The 15,607-nt window shown below is 64.4% G+C and carries 16 protein-coding genes; all 16 read right to left on the reverse strand.

Features of this window, described 5'->3' with window-relative positions; translation table 11 throughout:
* Positions 1-82: 82 nt before the first annotated feature.
* The 16 genes from J5M67_RS17000 to ccoN (J5M67_RS17075) all read right to left on the reverse strand — a co-directional run bounded on the left by J5M67_RS17000 (position 83) and on the right by ccoN (J5M67_RS17075) (position 15,607).
* Complete coding sequence (locus J5M67_RS17000) at positions 83-631, reverse strand: adenine phosphoribosyltransferase (protein WP_207886509.1); 549 nt, start codon at positions 629-631, stop codon at positions 83-85.
* Positions 632-747: 116 nt separating this feature from the next.
* Positions 748-1,482, reverse strand: a complete 735-nt coding sequence (anr, locus tag J5M67_RS17005) for a transcriptional regulator Anr (protein ID WP_024763934.1) — start codon at positions 1,480-1,482, stop codon at positions 748-750.
* Between the two features lie 249 nt (positions 1,483-1,731).
* Positions 1,732-3,114, reverse strand: coding sequence for an oxygen-independent coproporphyrinogen III oxidase (gene hemN / locus J5M67_RS17010; protein WP_207886510.1), 1,383 nt, complete (start codon positions 3,112-3,114; stop codon positions 1,732-1,734).
* A 72-nt stretch (positions 3,115-3,186) separates the two neighbouring features.
* Positions 3,187-3,912 (reverse strand): sulfite exporter TauE/SafE family protein, encoded by a 726-nt coding sequence (locus tag J5M67_RS17015; RefSeq protein WP_207886511.1) that lies wholly within the window; start codon positions 3,910-3,912, stop codon positions 3,187-3,189.
* Positions 3,905-4,123, reverse strand: coding sequence for a cbb3-type cytochrome oxidase assembly protein CcoS (ccoS, locus tag J5M67_RS17020; protein ID WP_207886512.1), 219 nt, complete (start codon positions 4,121-4,123; stop codon positions 3,905-3,907). Before ccoS ends, J5M67_RS17015 begins: the two co-directional genes overlap by 8 nt.
* Position 4,124: 1 nt before the next feature.
* Complete coding sequence (locus tag J5M67_RS17025; RefSeq protein ID WP_207886513.1) at positions 4,125-6,602, reverse strand: heavy metal translocating P-type ATPase; 2,478 nt, start codon at positions 6,600-6,602, stop codon at positions 4,125-4,127.
* On the reverse strand, positions 6,599-7,144 hold the full coding sequence (locus J5M67_RS17030; protein ID WP_207886514.1) for a FixH family protein: 546 nt from the start codon (positions 7,142-7,144) through the stop codon (positions 6,599-6,601). Before J5M67_RS17030 ends, J5M67_RS17025 begins: the two co-directional genes overlap by 4 nt.
* Before the next feature lie 131 nt (positions 7,145-7,275).
* Positions 7,276-8,691, reverse strand: a complete 1,416-nt coding sequence (ccoG, locus tag J5M67_RS17035; protein ID WP_207886515.1) for a cytochrome c oxidase accessory protein CcoG — start codon at positions 8,689-8,691, stop codon at positions 7,276-7,278.
* A gap of 212 nt (positions 8,692-8,903) precedes the next feature.
* Positions 8,904-9,869 (reverse strand): cytochrome-c oxidase, cbb3-type subunit III, encoded by a 966-nt coding sequence (gene ccoP / locus J5M67_RS17040; protein WP_207886516.1) that lies wholly within the window; start codon positions 9,867-9,869, stop codon positions 8,904-8,906.
* Positions 9,866-10,057, reverse strand: coding sequence for a cbb3-type cytochrome c oxidase subunit 3 (locus tag J5M67_RS17045; protein WP_207886517.1), 192 nt, complete (start codon positions 10,055-10,057; stop codon positions 9,866-9,868). The genes ccoP (J5M67_RS17040) and J5M67_RS17045 overlap by 4 nt, the downstream gene beginning before the upstream one ends.
* Before the next feature lie 5 nt (positions 10,058-10,062).
* The gene (gene ccoO / locus J5M67_RS17050; RefSeq protein WP_207886518.1) at positions 10,063-10,671 is read right to left on the reverse strand and encodes a cytochrome-c oxidase, cbb3-type subunit II; all 609 of its coding nucleotides are present in this window, start codon (positions 10,669-10,671) and stop codon (positions 10,063-10,065) included.
* The gene (gene ccoN / locus J5M67_RS17055; RefSeq protein WP_207886519.1) at positions 10,671-12,113 is read right to left on the reverse strand and encodes a cytochrome-c oxidase, cbb3-type subunit I; all 1,443 of its coding nucleotides are present in this window, start codon (positions 12,111-12,113) and stop codon (positions 10,671-10,673) included. The genes ccoO (J5M67_RS17050) and ccoN (J5M67_RS17055) overlap by 1 nt, the downstream gene beginning before the upstream one ends.
* 333 nt (positions 12,114-12,446) lie before the next feature.
* Positions 12,447-13,370 carry a cytochrome-c oxidase, cbb3-type subunit III gene (gene ccoP / locus J5M67_RS17060; RefSeq protein ID WP_207886520.1) on the reverse strand — a complete coding sequence of 308 codons (924 nt, stop codon included), beginning with the start codon at positions 13,368-13,370 and terminating at the stop codon, positions 12,447-12,449.
* Entirely contained in the window at positions 13,367-13,558 is a 192-nt protein-coding gene (locus J5M67_RS17065) for a cbb3-type cytochrome c oxidase subunit 3 (RefSeq protein WP_207886562.1), read from the reverse strand. The genes ccoP (J5M67_RS17060) and J5M67_RS17065 overlap by 4 nt, the downstream gene beginning before the upstream one ends.
* A 5-nt stretch (positions 13,559-13,563) precedes the next feature.
* Positions 13,564-14,172 (reverse strand): cytochrome-c oxidase, cbb3-type subunit II, encoded by a 609-nt coding sequence (ccoO, locus tag J5M67_RS17070; RefSeq protein ID WP_207886521.1) that lies wholly within the window; start codon positions 14,170-14,172, stop codon positions 13,564-13,566.
* A 10-nt stretch (positions 14,173-14,182) separates the two neighbouring features.
* Complete coding sequence (gene ccoN, locus J5M67_RS17075; RefSeq protein WP_207886522.1) at positions 14,183-15,607, reverse strand: cytochrome-c oxidase, cbb3-type subunit I; 1,425 nt, start codon at positions 15,605-15,607, stop codon at positions 14,183-14,185.

A 15,607-nucleotide genomic window follows, 5' to 3' on the forward strand; every position in this document is an offset into this window, starting at 1 on the left:
CAGCCATTGGATGGGGCGTCTATTGAGGAGACGGAAACGAAAACGGGCGCCTGGGCGCCCGTTTGTTACCGACAGCGGTCTGTTACTGCTCGTCGAGGGCGAAGGCAGTCAGGCTGTAGGTGGGGATCTGCGCGTCGTTGAGCTTGGCCGAACCGCCCAGCTCCGGCAGATCGATGATCGCGGCGGCTTCGAACACGCTGGCGCCCATGCGGCGCACCAGTTGTGCGGCGGCCAGCAGGGTGCCGCCGGTGGCGATCAGGTCATCGAAGATCAGCACACTGTCACCTTCGCACAGGCTGTCGGCGTGAACTTCCAGCAGGGCTTCGCCGTACTCGGTCTCGTAGGCCTGGGAGAGCACGTCGGCCGGCAGCTTGCCGCGCTTGCGGAACAGCACCAGGGGCTTGTTCAGTTCGTAGGCGATGATCGAACCGATCAGGAAGCCGCGCGCGTCCATGGCGCCGATGTGGGTGAACTCGGCCTCGACATAGCGCTGGATGAAACTGTCGGCGACGAAGCGCAGGGCTCGCGGCGACTGGAACAGCGGGGTGATGTCGCGGAACATGACGCCAGGCTTGGGAAAGTCGGGAACGGCACGGATCACGGACTTCAGGTCGAGTTGGTTGAGGATCATGCTGGATGTGCACCTGATGCGGGTTTTTGCAGAGGCCAAAGTATAACGGGCCCGCCAGTCGGCGAGCCCGTTTTCGATGACCGGAAAGTCAACTATTCAGTCAGCTTTCAAGCGGTTCAGCTTTCCAGTTGGCCCCCGGCCAGTGCGCACAGCTCGATGGAGTCGAGGATGTGCACTTCCTTGCCTTCGGCGGCGATCAGGCCGTTCTGCTGGAAGCGGGTGAACACGCGGGAGACGGTTTCCACCGCCAGGCCCAGGTAGTTGCCGATCTCGTTGCGCGACATGGCCAGGCGGAACTGCTGGGCCGAGAAGCCACGGGCGCGGAAACGCGCGGAGAGGTTCACCAGGAAGGTGGCGATGCGCTCGTCGGCGGTCTTCTTCGACAGCAGCATCATCATCTGCTGGTCGTCGCGGATTTCGCGGCTCATCACCCGCAGCAACTGGCGGCGCAACTGCGGCAGTTGCTCGGACAACTCGTCCAGGCGTTCGAAGGGAATCTCGCAGACCGAAGTGGTTTCCAGCGCCTGGGCCGATACCGGATAGCTCTCGGTGTCCATGCCGGACAGGCCGACCAGTTCGCTGGGCAGGTGGAAGCCGGTGATCTGCTCTTCACCGCCGTCGGTGATGCTGAAGGTCTTGAGTGCGCCGGAGCGAACCGCGAAGACCGAGCCGAAAGCGTCGCCCTGACGGAACAGGAATTCGCCTTTCTTCAGCGGCCGGCCGCGTTTGACGATTTCATCCAGGGCGTCCATGTCGCTGTGGTTGAGCGACAGGGGCAGGCAGAGAGGAGCCAGGCTGCAATCCTTGCAGTGCGCCTGGGGCAGGGCGCGCACTTTGATGGTTTCGGCCATGAGTGTTCCTTGAATGGGATGGCACACAAAAATCAAGGGTACCGCAGACGGCGGATCGGGCGCCAGTTGGCAGCCTGTCTGAATCGCAGGTTTCGGTAGGGAAAACGAGGGTTCTCGCGGGGCGCGGGAGGGTTCGAAATGCTTCGAAAAGGGCCGTCTCAGGGCTCTTCCCTCAGATCAGGGCCAAGGACATATCCTGTTGCAATGGGTGCGACAGTCGACCTCTGCCGTCTGTCGCGTTGCCGCGGGTCAGATGACCCGCGAGAAGCGTTGCAGGTTCTGCGTCGGCAGGTAGCGATCGAACAACATGCAGAGGCTGCGCACCAGTAGCCGACCTGAGGCGCTGACATCGATGCCACGCGAATTGAGGTTGATCAGGCCGTCGGCAGCGAAGCGTTCGAGCTCCGGCCAGATTTCGTTGAAGTAGCCACGAAAATCGATGTTGTAGAGCTCTTCGATCTCCTCGAAGTCCAGCTGGAAGTGGCAGATCAGTTGCTGGATCACGGCGCGGCGGATGATGTCGTCCTTGTTGCAGTGCAGGCCGCGACGGGTGGCGAGCTGGCTCTGGTCCAGCGAGCTCTGGTAGTCGGCGATGTCGCTGCTGTTCTGGCTGTAGAGGTCGCCGATCTGGCTGATCGCCGAGACGCCGAGCCCGACCAGGTCGCAATGGCCGTGGGTGGTGTAGCCCTGGAAGTTGCGTTGCAGGGTGCCGTCTTCCTGGGCCATGGAAAGCTCGTCGTCCGGCAGGGCGAAGTGGTCCATGCCGATGTAGCGGTAGCCGGCGGCTTCCAGCTGTTCGGTGGTGCGCTGGAGCATTTCCAGCTTCTGGCCGGGGGAGGGCAGGTCGTCGGCGTTGATCCGCCGTTGCGGCATGAAGCGTTCCGGCAGGTGTGCGTAGTTGAACACCGACAGCCGGTTGGGTTGCAGGGCGATGACCTGTTCGACGGTGCGTGCGAAGCTGTCGGGATTCTGCTTGGGCAGGCCGTAGATCAGGTCGATGTTGATCGAACGGTATTGCAGGGTGCGCGCGGCGTCGATGACGGCGCGGGTTTCGTCGAGGCTCTGCAGGCGATTCACGGCCTGCTGCACCTCCAGGTTGAAGTCCTGCACGCCGAGGCTGATGCGGTTGAAGCCCAGCTCGCGGAGCAGGCCCATGGTCGACCAGTCGGCTTCGCGCGGATCGATCTCGATGCCGTAGTCGCCGGAGTCGTCGTCGAGAAGGTTGAAGTGCGTGCGCAACTGGCTCATCAGTTCGCGCAACTGGCCGGAGCTGAGGAAGGTCGGGGTACCGCCGCCAAAGTGCAGTTGCTCGACCTGTTGCTGGCGACCCAGATGGCGGCTGACGATCTCGATCTCGCGGATCAGCCGGGCGAGGTAGGGCGCGCTGCGGCCGCGGTCCTTGGTGATGACCTTGTTGCAGGCGCAGTAGTAGCAGATGTTCGCGCAGAACGGGATGTGCACGTAGAGCGAGAGCGGGCGCTGGGCCTTCTGGCTATCGCGCAGCGCATGCAGCAGGTCGAAGGGTCCGACGCCTTCGTGGAACTGCACGGCTGTGGGATAGGAGGTGTAGCGTGGGCCGGACAGATCGTAGCGGCGTATCAGATCTGCGTCCCAGCGAATATTGTCGAGCATGCCGAGGTCCCCGGTTGGCGAGCTTTTCCCGCGCAGTCTAGGGAGAGTCCGACAAGGGCCTGTTGACCTGTATCAAGCGGCTTTGTGGTGGGTATGGCTGGCGCTGGCGTGCATCTCGTGGCCCATGATCCACGCCTGGTGCGGACCGGGCAGGGTCCAGAGGCCGAAGAGGATGACCAGGATGCCGCCGGCCATGCGCACGCTGCGTTTGCGCAGCAGGGCGGTGATGCGCTCGGCGGCAAGCCCGGTGGCCAGCAGCACCGGCCAGGTGCCCAGGCCGAAGGCGAGCATCAGCAGCGCGCTGTCCACCGCCGAGCCCTGGCTGGTGGCCCACAGCAGAGTGCTGTAGACCAGGCCGCAGGGCAACCAGCCCCACAGGGCGCCCAGCAGCAGCGCACGGGGAACCGTGGCGACCGGCAGCAGGCGGCTGGCGAAGGGCTGGATGTGCTTCCACAGGCCGCGACCCAGGGCTTCGATGCGGGTCAGGCCGCTCCACCAGCCTGCCAGGTACAGGCCCATGGCGATTAGCAGCAGCCCGGCAACGACGCGCAGGGCCGAGGCGAACGGCGTGCGGGCGATGGCCCAGCCGGCGAGACCGAGGAGCAGGCCCGCGCAGGCGTAGCTGAGGATACGTCCGAGGTTGTAGGCCAGCAGCAGGCGCAGGCGTCGGGCCCGCTGCTCCGGCGGAATCGCCAGGGTCAGCGCGCCCATCAGGCCGCCGCACATGCCCAGGCAGTGACCACCGCCGAGCAGGCCGAGGATCAGCGCCGACGCCAGCAGGGGCGCCAGCTCAGGCATCGCGCTTGTCCTTCTGGCCCTTGTGCTCGTCCTGGCCTTCGGCTTCGTCGATGCCGGCCTGGTGCTTGGGGTCCTCGTCGTCGAACAGGATGCTGTGGGCCGGGCTGTCCATGTCGTCGTACTGGCCGCTATTCACCGCCCAGAAGAAGATGCAGATGCAGATGCCGACGATCAGCACGGCGATCGGGATCATGACGTAGAGTGCGGGCATTTCAACTCCGTGGCAGCGCCGGGCTCGTCTCCAGGACGGCCGGGCGCGCGGTGGTCGCCGAGGAGGCGTCGACGGCCCTGGGCAGCCGGGTCAGGCGCAGGGCGTTGAGCACCACGGTCAGCGAGCTGATCGACATGCCCACCGCGGCCCACACGGGCGTGATCCAGCCAAGGGCGGCGAAGGGCAACATGAGCCCATTGTACAACCCTGCCCAGATCAGGTTCTCGATGATCACCCGGCGGGTGCGCCGTGCCAGGCTGAAGGCTTGCACCAGGCTGTCCAGGCGGTTGGACAGGAGTACGGCGTCGGCGCTGGTCTTGGCCAAGTCGGTGGCCGAGCCCATGGCGACGCTGATGTCGGCGGCCGCCAGCACCGGCACGTCGTTCACGCCGTCACCCAGCATCAGCACGCGACGGCCTTCCTGGTGCAGCTGGCGCAGGACTTCCAGCTTGTCGTCCGGGCGCAGGCCGCCCCGGCAGTCGTCGATGTCCAGCTCGGCAGCCACCTGGCCGACCATGGGCGAGCTGTCGCCGGAGAGCAACAGAGTCCGCCAGCCACGGCTGCGGCAGGCGTCGAGGAGGGCCGCGGCGTCTTCGCGGATGCGGTCGTCGAGCACCAGCCAGGCCAGCGCGCCGCGCTCATCCCCGAGCAGCAGCCATTGGCCGGGTTCCTGCGGGTGCGCAGGTGCCACGCCTTGGCTCAGGGCGCAGACGAAGGACGGCTCGCCAATGCGCAGGCGGCGTTCGCCGACGCGACCCTCCAGGCCCAGGCCGGGATGGCTTTCGACGCCCTCGGCCGGCTGCGGCGCACGGCCGAAGGCGCGGGCGATGGGATGTTCCGAGCGGTTTTCCAGTGCCGCCGCCAGCGCCAGGCAGGTGTCGCTGTCCAGCTCGCCCAGCGGGCGTACCGCGCGCAGGGTCAGGCGGCCTTCGGTGAGGGTGCCGGTCTTGTCGAAGATCACCGTGTCGATATGGTTCAGGCCTTCCAGCACGTGGCCGCGAGTCACCAGCAGGCCGAGCCTGTGCAGGCTGCCGGTGGCGGCGGTGAGCGCGGTGGGCGTGGCCAGGGAGAGGGCGCAGGGGCAGGTCGCCACCAGCATCGCCAGCACCACCCAGAAGGCGCGGGAGGCGTCGTGCTGCCACCAGAACAGGCCGACTACGGCGGCCAGCACCAGCAGCGCGACGAGGAACCACTGCGCGGCCTTGTCGGCGAGTTCGGCGAGGCGCGGCTTGTCCGACTGGGCGCGTTCCAGCAGACGGACGATGGCGGAGAGCCGGCTGTCGCTGCCGAGGGCGCCGACCCGTACGGTCAGCGGGCCTTCCACGTTCAGGGTGCCGCCGGTGACGTTGTCGCCGGTCTGGCGCGGTTGCGGCAGGTATTCGCCGGTGAGCAGGGATTCGTCGATGCTGGACTGGCCATCGAGGATCTGGCCGTCGGCGGGAATCACCGCGCCGGGCTGCACCAGTACGCGGTCGCCGACGTTCAGCTCGCTGAGCAGCACGCGGGTGCTCTGGCCGCTCGCGTCCAGGCGCAGGCAGGAGGCGGGCAGCAGGTTGACCAGTTGTGCGGTGGCCGCAGCGGTGCGCTCGCGAGCACGGCGCTCCAGGTAGCGGCCGGAGAGCAGGAACAGGGCGAACATGCCGACGGCGTCGAAATACAGGTCGCCGCTGCCGGTGATGGCGGTCCAGATGCCGGCCAGGTAGGCGCCGCCGATGGCCAGGGAGACCGAGACGTCCATGGTCAGGTGGCGGGTGCGCAGGTCGCGCAGGGCGCCGCGGAAGAACGGCTGGCAGGAGTAGAAGACGATCGGCGTGGTGAGGAACATCGCCACCCAGCGCAGGATTTCGTGAAGCTCGGGGCTGAGGTCGATGTTGAATTCCGGCCAGGTGGCCATGGTCGCCATCATCGCCTGGAACCACAGCAGGCCGGCGACGCCCAGCTGGCGCAGGGAGCGGCGGTTTTCTTCGTGCAGTTGCTCGGCGGCGCGGTCGGGCTGGTAGGGGTGGGCGGCGTAGCCGATCTTGCGCAGTTCGGCGAGCAGCGCGCTCAGGGGCATCTGGCTGTCGGACCAGCGCACGTGCAGGCGGTGGTTGGACAGGTTGAGGCCGGCCTCGGCAATGGCCGGCAGGCCCTTGAGGTGCTTCTCGATCAGCCAGCCGCAGGCGGCGCAGCTGATGCCTTCGAGTATCAGGGTGGTTTCCGCCAGCTCGCCGTCGTGGCGGACGAAGGGTTGCTGCACGTCGGGGCGGTCGAACAGTTTCAGCTCGTCGCTGAGCTGTTCGGGCAATACGTCGGGGTTGGGCGCCGCTTCGGTGCGGTGGCGGTAGTAGCCTTCCAGGCCGCCGGCGACGATGGCTTCGGCCACGGCCTGGCAGCCCGGGCAGCAGAATTCGCGGGTTTCACCAAGGACCTGCGCCGTGAAACGGCTGCCGGCGGGAACCGGCAGGGCGCAGTGGTAGCAGGGCAGCGGGGCGCTCATGGGCGCTGAGCTTCGTCTCCGCTGAGGGGCTCGTCGCCAAGGACGAACGAACCGCCGGGGGCGACTTTCTCTTCTTCGAACAGGCGCCAGGCCTGGCCGTTTTCCTGGCCGAGCAGTTCGATGAAGCGACGGCCATTGACGGCGGCGTCGAGGCTGCCGGTGTAGCGGCCGGGCTGGGCCGGGCTGGGCAGCAGCTCGATGTGCTTGTCCTGGGCTTCCAGGGTGGGGGAGAGCAGGTTGAGGGTGAGCTTGTCCGGGTGGCTGTCGCCGGAGAGGCGCAGGTCGATCTCGCCGGTCAGTTCGTCGAAACTGATCTTCGCCTGCAGCTTGAGCTGCTGCGCCAGGTGCTCACGGTCCAGGGAGCGGTTGATGCCCTTGCCGGCCTCGTAGTAGTTGTCGCTGACCAGGGAGTCCTGGTTGTTCACTGCGATGTTGACCATCATCAGGCTGAGGAACACCGAGATGCCCAGCATGCCGATGATGATCCATGGCCAGAGGTGCTTGTACCAGGGTTCCACGGGCGTTTTCATTGCCGATTGCATTCTCTTTTCTCTCACTGGAATGGCCCGCGCTGTCGCGGTCTGCCCGTTGCAGGGGCGGGCGGATTCTACGTGCTTCGTCCGGCACTGGCACCCCATGTGCAACATGGGGTGCCAATTGGTTCAGCTGCGGTTCAACGAACGCGCGGGCCGATGAAGCGGCTGGAGGATTCCTTGCTGATGGACGGATTGTCCACCGACTGGATGGTGAAGCTGATCTCGTTGGTGGTGGAGGGCAGCTTCTCCGGATCGATGGAGAGCTCCACCGGCATGCTGACGATGTCGCCGGCGGCCACCGAGATTTCCTTCTTGCCTTCCAGGATCAGGCCGTCGAGGCCCTTGGCGCCAAGCACGTAGGTGTGATCCTGCTGATCCTTGTTCATGATCTTCAGGCTGTACACGTTCTCGATCCGGCCTTCGGCGTTCTCGCGGTAGAGCACGCGGTCCTTGCTGACGTCGAAGCCTACCAGCGGACGGATGATCACGGCGGTGATCAGCAGGCCGATCATCAGGCACAGGGCGATGGCGTAGCCGATCAGGCGCGGGCGCACCAGGTGGGTCTTCTGCCCGGACAGGTTGTGCTCGGTGGTGTAGCTGATCAACCCGCGCGGGTAGTTCATCTTGTCCATGATGCTGTCGCAGGCGTCGATGCACGCGGCGCAGCCGATGCACTCGATCTGCAGGCCGTCGCGGATGTCGATGCCGGTGGGGCAGACCTGTACGCACATGGTGCAGTCGATGCAGTCACCCAGGCCCTGGGCCTTGTAGTCGATGCCCTTCTTGCGCGGGCCACGGCTTTCGCCGCGGCGCGGGTCGTAGGAGACGATCAGGGTGTCCTTGTCGAACATCACGCTCTGGAAGCGCGCATAGGGACACATGTAGATGCACACCTGTTCGCGCAGCCAGCCGGCGTTGCCGTAGGTGGCGAGGGTGAAGAAGCCGACCCAGAAATAGGCCCAGCCATCGGCCTGGCCGGTGACCAGGTCGGGCAGCAGCTCGCGCATGGAGGCGAAGTAGCCGACGAAGGTCAGGCCGGTGACCAGGCCGATCAGCAGCCACAGGCTGTGCTTGGCGACCTTGCGCAGGACTTTCTGGCCGCTCATGGGAGCTTTGTCCAGCTTCATGCGCTGGTTGCGGTCACCCTCGGTGACCTTTTCGCACCACATGAAGATCCAGGTCCACACGCTCTGCGGGCAGGTGTAGCCGCACCAGACGCGGCCGGCGAATACGGTGATGAAGAACAGGCCGAAGGCGGCAATGATCAGCAGGCCGGAGAGGAGGATGAAGTCCTGCGGCCAGAAGGTCGCGCCGAAGATGTAGAACTTGCGCTCGGGCAGGTCCCAGAGGACTGCCTGGCGGCCGTTCCAGGTCAACCAGACGGTGCCGAAGTAGAGGAGGAAGAGGAAGGCGCCTCCAGCCATTCGGAGATTTCGGAAGAATCCGGTGAAGGCTCGGGTGTAGATTTTTTCCCGAGAGGCATAAAGGTCGACAGTTTCACCCTTGCCCTTGGTGGGCGGAGTGACGTCCTGGACGGGAATCTGTTTGCTCATCAGTGCATTCCACGGCAGCGGGAGGGCGCCCTGTCGATACATGCCGAGCAGGGTCAGAATAGGCTTGCACGCCTCACAATGATACGGCGTGGTGGGTGTTGCAACGGTGCGACAGTTGGTCGCGCAAGGAATTATGGACCCAGAAATAGAGCGGCGCCGGTGTAGGAACCGGCGCCGCTGGGGTGTCGCTTTTGGAGTAGGGGAGGGGAGGCTTATTCGGCGCTCTTCTCACCTTCGCCATGGGACAGGCTGTACACGTAGGCAGCGAGCAGGTGGACCTGGTCCTTGCCCAGACGTTCCAGCTGAGCCGGCATCTGGCCCTGACGGCCGTAACGGATGGTCTGCTGCAGCTGGGCGAAGCTCGAGCCGTAGATGAACGCGGCCGGGTGGGTCAGGTTAGGTGCGCCCATGGCGGCGGTGCCTTTGCCTTCCGGACCGTGGCAAGCCACGCAGTTGGTCTGGAAGATCTTCTGGCCGTTGGCAACCTGCTCGTCAGTCACGCCTTCGGGGGCCTTGCGGCCGTCCAGCTTGGTGGTGACGAAGGCAGCTACGTCGTGAACGCCGGCATCGCCGAGGACTTCGCCCCAAGCCGGCATGGCCGCGTGGCGACCGCCTTCGATGGTGGCAACGATGTCCTTCGGCTCGCCGCCCCAGCGCCAGTCGGCGTCGGTCAGGTTCGGGAAGCCGTGGGCGCCCTTGGCGTCGGAGCCGTGGCAGACCGAGCAGTTGGAAGCGAACAGGCGGTTACCCATTTTCAGGGCCTGCTCGTCCTTGGCCACGTCCTCGATCGGCATGGCGCCGAACTTGGCGTACAGCGGGCCGTACTTCTCGTCGGCCTTGGCCATTTCCTTTTCCCACTGGTGCACACCGGTCCAGCCGGCCTGACCGTTGGCGAACTCGTTCTTGTCCTGGTAGCCCGGCAGCAGGCCTTTCCAGTTGCCCAGGCCCGGGTACAGGGCCAGGTAGGCGAGGGCGAAGACGAAGGTGGCCACGAACAGCATGAACCACCATTTCGGCAGCGGGTTGTCGTACTCCTCGATACCGTCGAAGGCATGGCCAACGGTCTCGTCGGTGGCTTCGCTGCGCTGGCCGCGGCGGGTAGCGAACAGCAGCCACGCCAGGGCGAAGATGGTGCCCAGGGTAAGTACGGTGACGTACAGACTCCAGAAGGTTGTCATTCTTTGTTGCTCCTAGAAGCTTGCTCTTGCTCGACGTGCTTTTTGGCGACCGGGTCGTCCGCGAAGGGCAGCAGGGCGTCTTCGTCGAAACGCTCCTTGCGCTTGCCGTTGTAGGCCCAGAGCAGTACGCCAATGAAGGCGACCATCACTACTACGGTGCCGACACCGCGAATCGTCCCGATATCCATCACCGTCACCGTTTGCTCTTGATGATGGTGCCGAGGCCTTGCAGGTAGGCGACGACAGCATCCATCTCGGTCTTGCCTTTGACGGCATCACGTGCACCGGCGATGTCGTCGTCGGTGTAGGGCACGCCCAGGGTGCGCAGGGCTTCCATCTTCTTCGCCGTGTCCTTGCCATCGAGCTTGTTCTCGACCAGCCACGGGTAGGACGGCATCTTCGACTCAGGCACTACGTTGCGCGGGTTGTACAGGTGCGCGCGATGCCAGTCGTCGGAGTAGCGGCCGCCGACGCGGGCCAGGTCCGGACCGGTACGCTTGGAGCCCCACAGGAACGGGTGGTCCCAGACGCTTTCGCCGGCGACGGAGTAGTGGCCGTAGCGCTCGGTCTCGGCGCGGAACGGACGGACCATCTGCGAGTGGCAGCCGACGCAGCCTTCGCGGATGTAGATGTCACGGCCTTCCAGCTCCAGCGCGGTGCGCGGCCTCATGCCTTCGACCGGCTTGTTGGTCACGTCCTGGAAGAACAGCGGAACGATCTGGGTCAGGCCGCCGATGCTCACGGCGATGACCATGAAGAAGGCCAGAAGGCCGATGTTCTTCTCGACTACTTCGTGCTTCATCAGTGAGCTCCTACAGCGGGGATCTGGGCAGCGGCGTCGGCGTCAGCCTGCTTGAAACCGCGCACAGTACGGAAGGTGTTGTAGGCCATCAGCAGCATGCCGGAGGCGAAGAAGGCGCCGCCCAGCGCACGGACCATGAAGCCCGGGTGGCTGGCCTGCAGGGCTTCCACGAAGGAGTAGGTGAGGGTGCCGTCGGCGTTGACCGCACGCCACATCAGGCCCTGGGTGATGCCGTTGACCCACATGGAGGCGATGTACAGCACGGTGCCAATGGTGGCCAGCCAGAAGTGGGCGTTGATCAGGCCCACGCTGTGCATTTGCTGACGACCGAAGACCTTCGGAATCAGGTGGTACAGGGAGCCGATGGAGATCATCGCTACCCAGCCCAGAGCGCCGGCGTGTACGTGGCCGATGGTCCAGTCGGTGTAGTGCGACAGGGAGTTGACGGTCTTGATGGCCATCATCGGGCCTTCGAAGGTGGACATGCCGTAGAAGGCCAGGGATACCACCAGGAAGCGCAGGATCGGGTCGGTGCGCAGCTTATGCCAGGCGCCGGAGAGGGTCATCATGCCGTTGATCATGCCACCCCAGCTCGGAGCCAGCAGGATCAGGGACATCGCCATGCCCAGGGACTGCGCCCAGTCCGGCAGCGCGGTGTAGTGCAGGTGGTGCGGACCGGCCCAGATGTACAGGGTGATCAGTGCCCAGAAGTGCACGATGGACAGGCGATAGGAGTAGATCGGACGCTCGGCCTGCTTCGGAACGAAGTAGTACATCATGCCGAGGAAGCCGGTGGTCAGGAAGAAGCCCACGGCGTTGTGGCCGTACCACCACTGGATCATCGCGTCGGTCGCACCGGCGTAGATCGAGTACGACTTGAAGGCGGTTACCGGGATTTCCATGCTGTTGACGATGTGCAGCATGGCGGTGACCACGATGAACGCACCGTAGAACCAGTTGCCCACGTAGATGTGCTTGGTCTTGCGCTTGACGATGGTGCCGAAGAACACCGCAGCGTAAGTGATCCAGACGATGGCCAGCAGGATGTCGATCGGCCACTCCAACTCGGCGTACTCCTTGGAGGAGGTGTAGCCCAGCGGCAGGGTGATGCCGGCCAGCACGATCACGGCTTGCCAACCCCAGAAGGTGAAGGCCGCGAGGCTGTCAGAAATCAGACGAGTCTGACAGGTGCGCTGTACAACGTAGTAGGAGGTGGCGAACAGAGCACAGCCGCCGAAGGCGAAGATCACCAGGTTGGTGTGCAGCGGACGCAGGCGCCCGAAACTGGTCCAGGGGAGGTCCAGGTTCAGTTGGGGCCAAACCAACTGTGAGGCGATGTAAACACCGAGCCCCATTCCAAGTATCCCCCAGACCACCGTCATGATGGCGAACTGGCGGATGACCTTATAGTTATAAGCAGTCGGACTGATTGCTGTGCTCATTCTAAGGTTCCACGGTTTTTGAGTATTTATGGACAAAAAAACGGCGGCAAGTATGGAGAAAGCAGATAGGCAATGCAACGCGCCAGGCCTAGGCCCAAGGCCGGTTCGATGCTTGCTTCAGAGCGCTTTCGGCCGCTGTCCGCCAGTTATTCCGAGCCGCTCGGGTCAAACCTGAGTCAGGTCAGGTTAGTCATATTGCAGGTTTGCGAATGGAAACCAGCTTAGACGCGAACTTTGAGGGTGTGAAGAAAGGGGACGGGGAGGGTGCGACACTTCGTCGCGAGGGGCGGGAGGAACTCGCGCCCGGTAACGGGCGCGAGTGGTGGAGCGGATTTACTTGGCCTGGCCGGAGATGTTGTAGATGTAGGCGGCGAGGATGTGCACCTTGTCCTTGCCCAGGTATTGCTCCTGCGCCGGCATCTGGCCCTGGCGGCCGTGGCGGATGGTCTGCTGCAGTTGTGCGTAGCTGGAACCGTAGATGAACGCGCCCGGGTGGGTCAGGTTCGGTGCGCCCATCAGCGCGTTGCCCTTGCCTTCCGGCCCGTGGCAGGCGACGCAGTTGGTGGCGAAGACCTTGCCGCCGTTGTCGACCTGTTCTTCGGTCACGCCTTCGGGCAGCTTGCGGCCGTCCAGTTTGGCGGTGACGAAGGCGGCCACGTCCTGCACGCCCTTGTCGCCCAGCACATCGCCCCAGGCCGGCATGGCCGCATGACGGCCGCCGAGGATGGTGGTCTCGATGCTCTTGGCGTCGCCGCCCCAGCGCCAGTCGGCGTCGGTCAGGTTCGGGAAGCCGACCGCGCCCTTGGCATCGGAGCCATGGCAGATGGAGCAGTAAGTGGCGAAGAGACGCTCGCCCATTTTCAGGGCTTGCGGGTCCTTGGCCACTTCTTCCACGGGCATCGCAGCGTATTTGGCGAAGATCGGGCCATATTTATCCTTGGCCAGGGCTTCTTCACGCTCCCATTGCTTGTCTTGGGTCCAGCCGCCGTCGTAGCCCGGCAGGATGCCTTTCCAGTTGCCCAGTCCCGGATAGAGCACCAGGTAGCCGGCGGCGAACACGATGGTGCCGACGAACAGCATGAACCACCACTTCGGCAGCGGGTTGTCGTATTCCTCGATACCGTCGAAGGCGTGGCCCATGGTCTGGTCGGTGGTGTTCGCGGACTGGCCGCTGCGGGTGGCGAAGACCAGCCACAGCAGGGCGATCAGCGAGCCGACTGTTAGTACGGTGACGTACAGACTCCAGAAGGTAGTCATGCGTTGTTGCTCCTAGAAGCTTGCTCTTGCTCAGCGTGCCGCTTGGCCATCGGGTCATCCGCGAAGGGCAGCAGGGCGTCCTCGTCGAAACGCTGCTTGCGCTTGCCGCTGTAGGTCCAGAGCAGTACGCCGATGAAGGCGGCCATCACGATGACGGTGCCCAGGCCGCGAATAGTCCCGATATCCAATGCTGTCACCGCTTGTTCTTGATGGAGGTGCCGAGGACCTGCAGGTACGCAACGACAGCGTCCATTTCGGTCTTCCCTTTGACGGCGTCGCTGGCGCCGGCGATGTCGTCGTCCGTGTAGGGCACGCCCATGACGCGCATCACTTCCAGCTTCTTCGCCGTGTCCTTGCCATCGAGCTTGTTCTCGACCAGCCAGGGGTAGGCGGGCATCTTCGACTCCGGCACCACGTTGCGCGGGTTGTACAGGTGCGCGCGGTGCCAGTCGTCGGAGTAGCGGCCGCCGACGCGGGCCAGGTCCGGACCGGTACGCTTGGAGCCCCACAGGAACGGGTGGTCCCAGACGCTCTCACCGGCGACGGAGTAGTGACCGTAGCGCTCGGTCTCGGCGCGGAACGGACGGATCATCTGCGAGTGGCAGCCGACGCAGCCTTCGCGGATGTAGATGTCACGGCCTTCCAGCTGCAGGGCGGTGTAGGGCTTCATGCCTTCCACCGGGGTGTTGGTCACGTCCTGGAAGAACAGCGGAACGATCTGGGTCAGGCCGCCGATGCTCACGGCCACCGCCATGCACAGCGCCAGCAGGCCGACGTTTTTTTCGAGTACTTCGTGTTTCATGTCGGTCTCCTCAGGCCATCTGCGCCGCGGCGTGCATTTCAGCCGGCTTGGCGGCTGCTACAGTGCGCCAGGTGTTGTAGGCCATGACCAGCATGCCCATCAGGAACACCGCGCCACCGATCATCCGCACGATGAAGCCGGGGTGGCCGGCGGCCAGGGCTTCGACGAAGGAGTAGGTGAGGGTGCCGTCGGCGTTCACTGCACGCCACATCAGGCCCTGGGTGATGCCGTTGACCCACATGGAGGCGATGTAGAGAACGGTGCCGATGGTGGCCAGCCAGAAGTGGGCATTGATCAGCCCCACGCTGTGCATCTGCTCGCGACCGAAGACTTTCGGGATCATGTGGTAGAGCGAGCCGATGGACACCATGGCGACCCAGCCCAGGGCGCCGGCATGTACGTGGCCGATGGTCCAGTCGGTGTAATGGGAGAGGGCGTTGACGGTCTTGATGGCCATCATCGGGCCTTCGAAGGTGGACATGCCGTAGAAGGCCAGGGACACCACCAGGAAGCGCAGGATCGGGTCGGTGCGCAGCTTATGCCAGGCACCGGAGAGGGTCATCATGCCGTTGATCATGCCGCCCCAGCTCGGCGCCAGCAGGATCAGGGACATCACCATGCCGAGGCTCTGCGCCCAGTCCGGCAGCGCGGTGTAGTGCAGGTGGTGCGGACCGGCCCAGATGTAAACGGCGATCAGCGCCCAGAAGTGCACGATGGACAGGCGGTAGGAGTAGACCGGACGCTCGGCCTGCTTGGGTACGAAGTAGTACATCATTCCCAGGAAGCCGGCGGTCAGGAAGAAGCCCACGGCGTTGTGGCCGTACCACCACTGGATCATGGCGTCGGTCGCGCCCGAGTACAGCGAGTAGGACTTGGTCAGGCTGACCGGGATTTCCAGGTTGTTGACCACGTGCAGGATCGCCACGGTCAGGATGAAGCCGCCGAAGAACCAGTTGCCCACATAGATGTGCTTGGTCTTGCGCTTCAGCAGCGTGCCGAAGAAGACGATGGCGTAGGAAACCCAGACGATGGTGATCAGGATATCGATCGGCCATTCCAGCTCGGCATATTCCTTGGAGGAAGTCAGGCCCAGCGGCAGGGTGATGGCGGCACACAGGATCACCAGCTGCCAACCCCAGAAGGTGAAGGAAGCGAGCGTGTCGGAGAACAGGCGGGTCTGGCAGGTACGCTGCACCGAGTAATAGCTGGTGGCGAACAGTGCGCAGCCGCCGAAGGCGAAGATCACCGCATTGGTATGCAGCGGGCGCAGGCGCCCGAAGCTCGTCCAGGGTAGGCCGAGGTTGAGTTCTGGCCACACCAGCTGCGCGGCGATCAGGACACCGACGGCCATGCCGACGATCCCCCACACCACTGTCATAATGGCGAACTGGCGGACCACCTTATAGTTATAAGCGGTCTGATTGGTTGTGCTCAT

The sequence above is a fragment of the Pseudomonas sp. 30_B genome, assembly GCF_017491605.1.
GTDB lineage: Bacteria > Pseudomonadota > Gammaproteobacteria > Pseudomonadales > Pseudomonadaceae > Pseudomonas.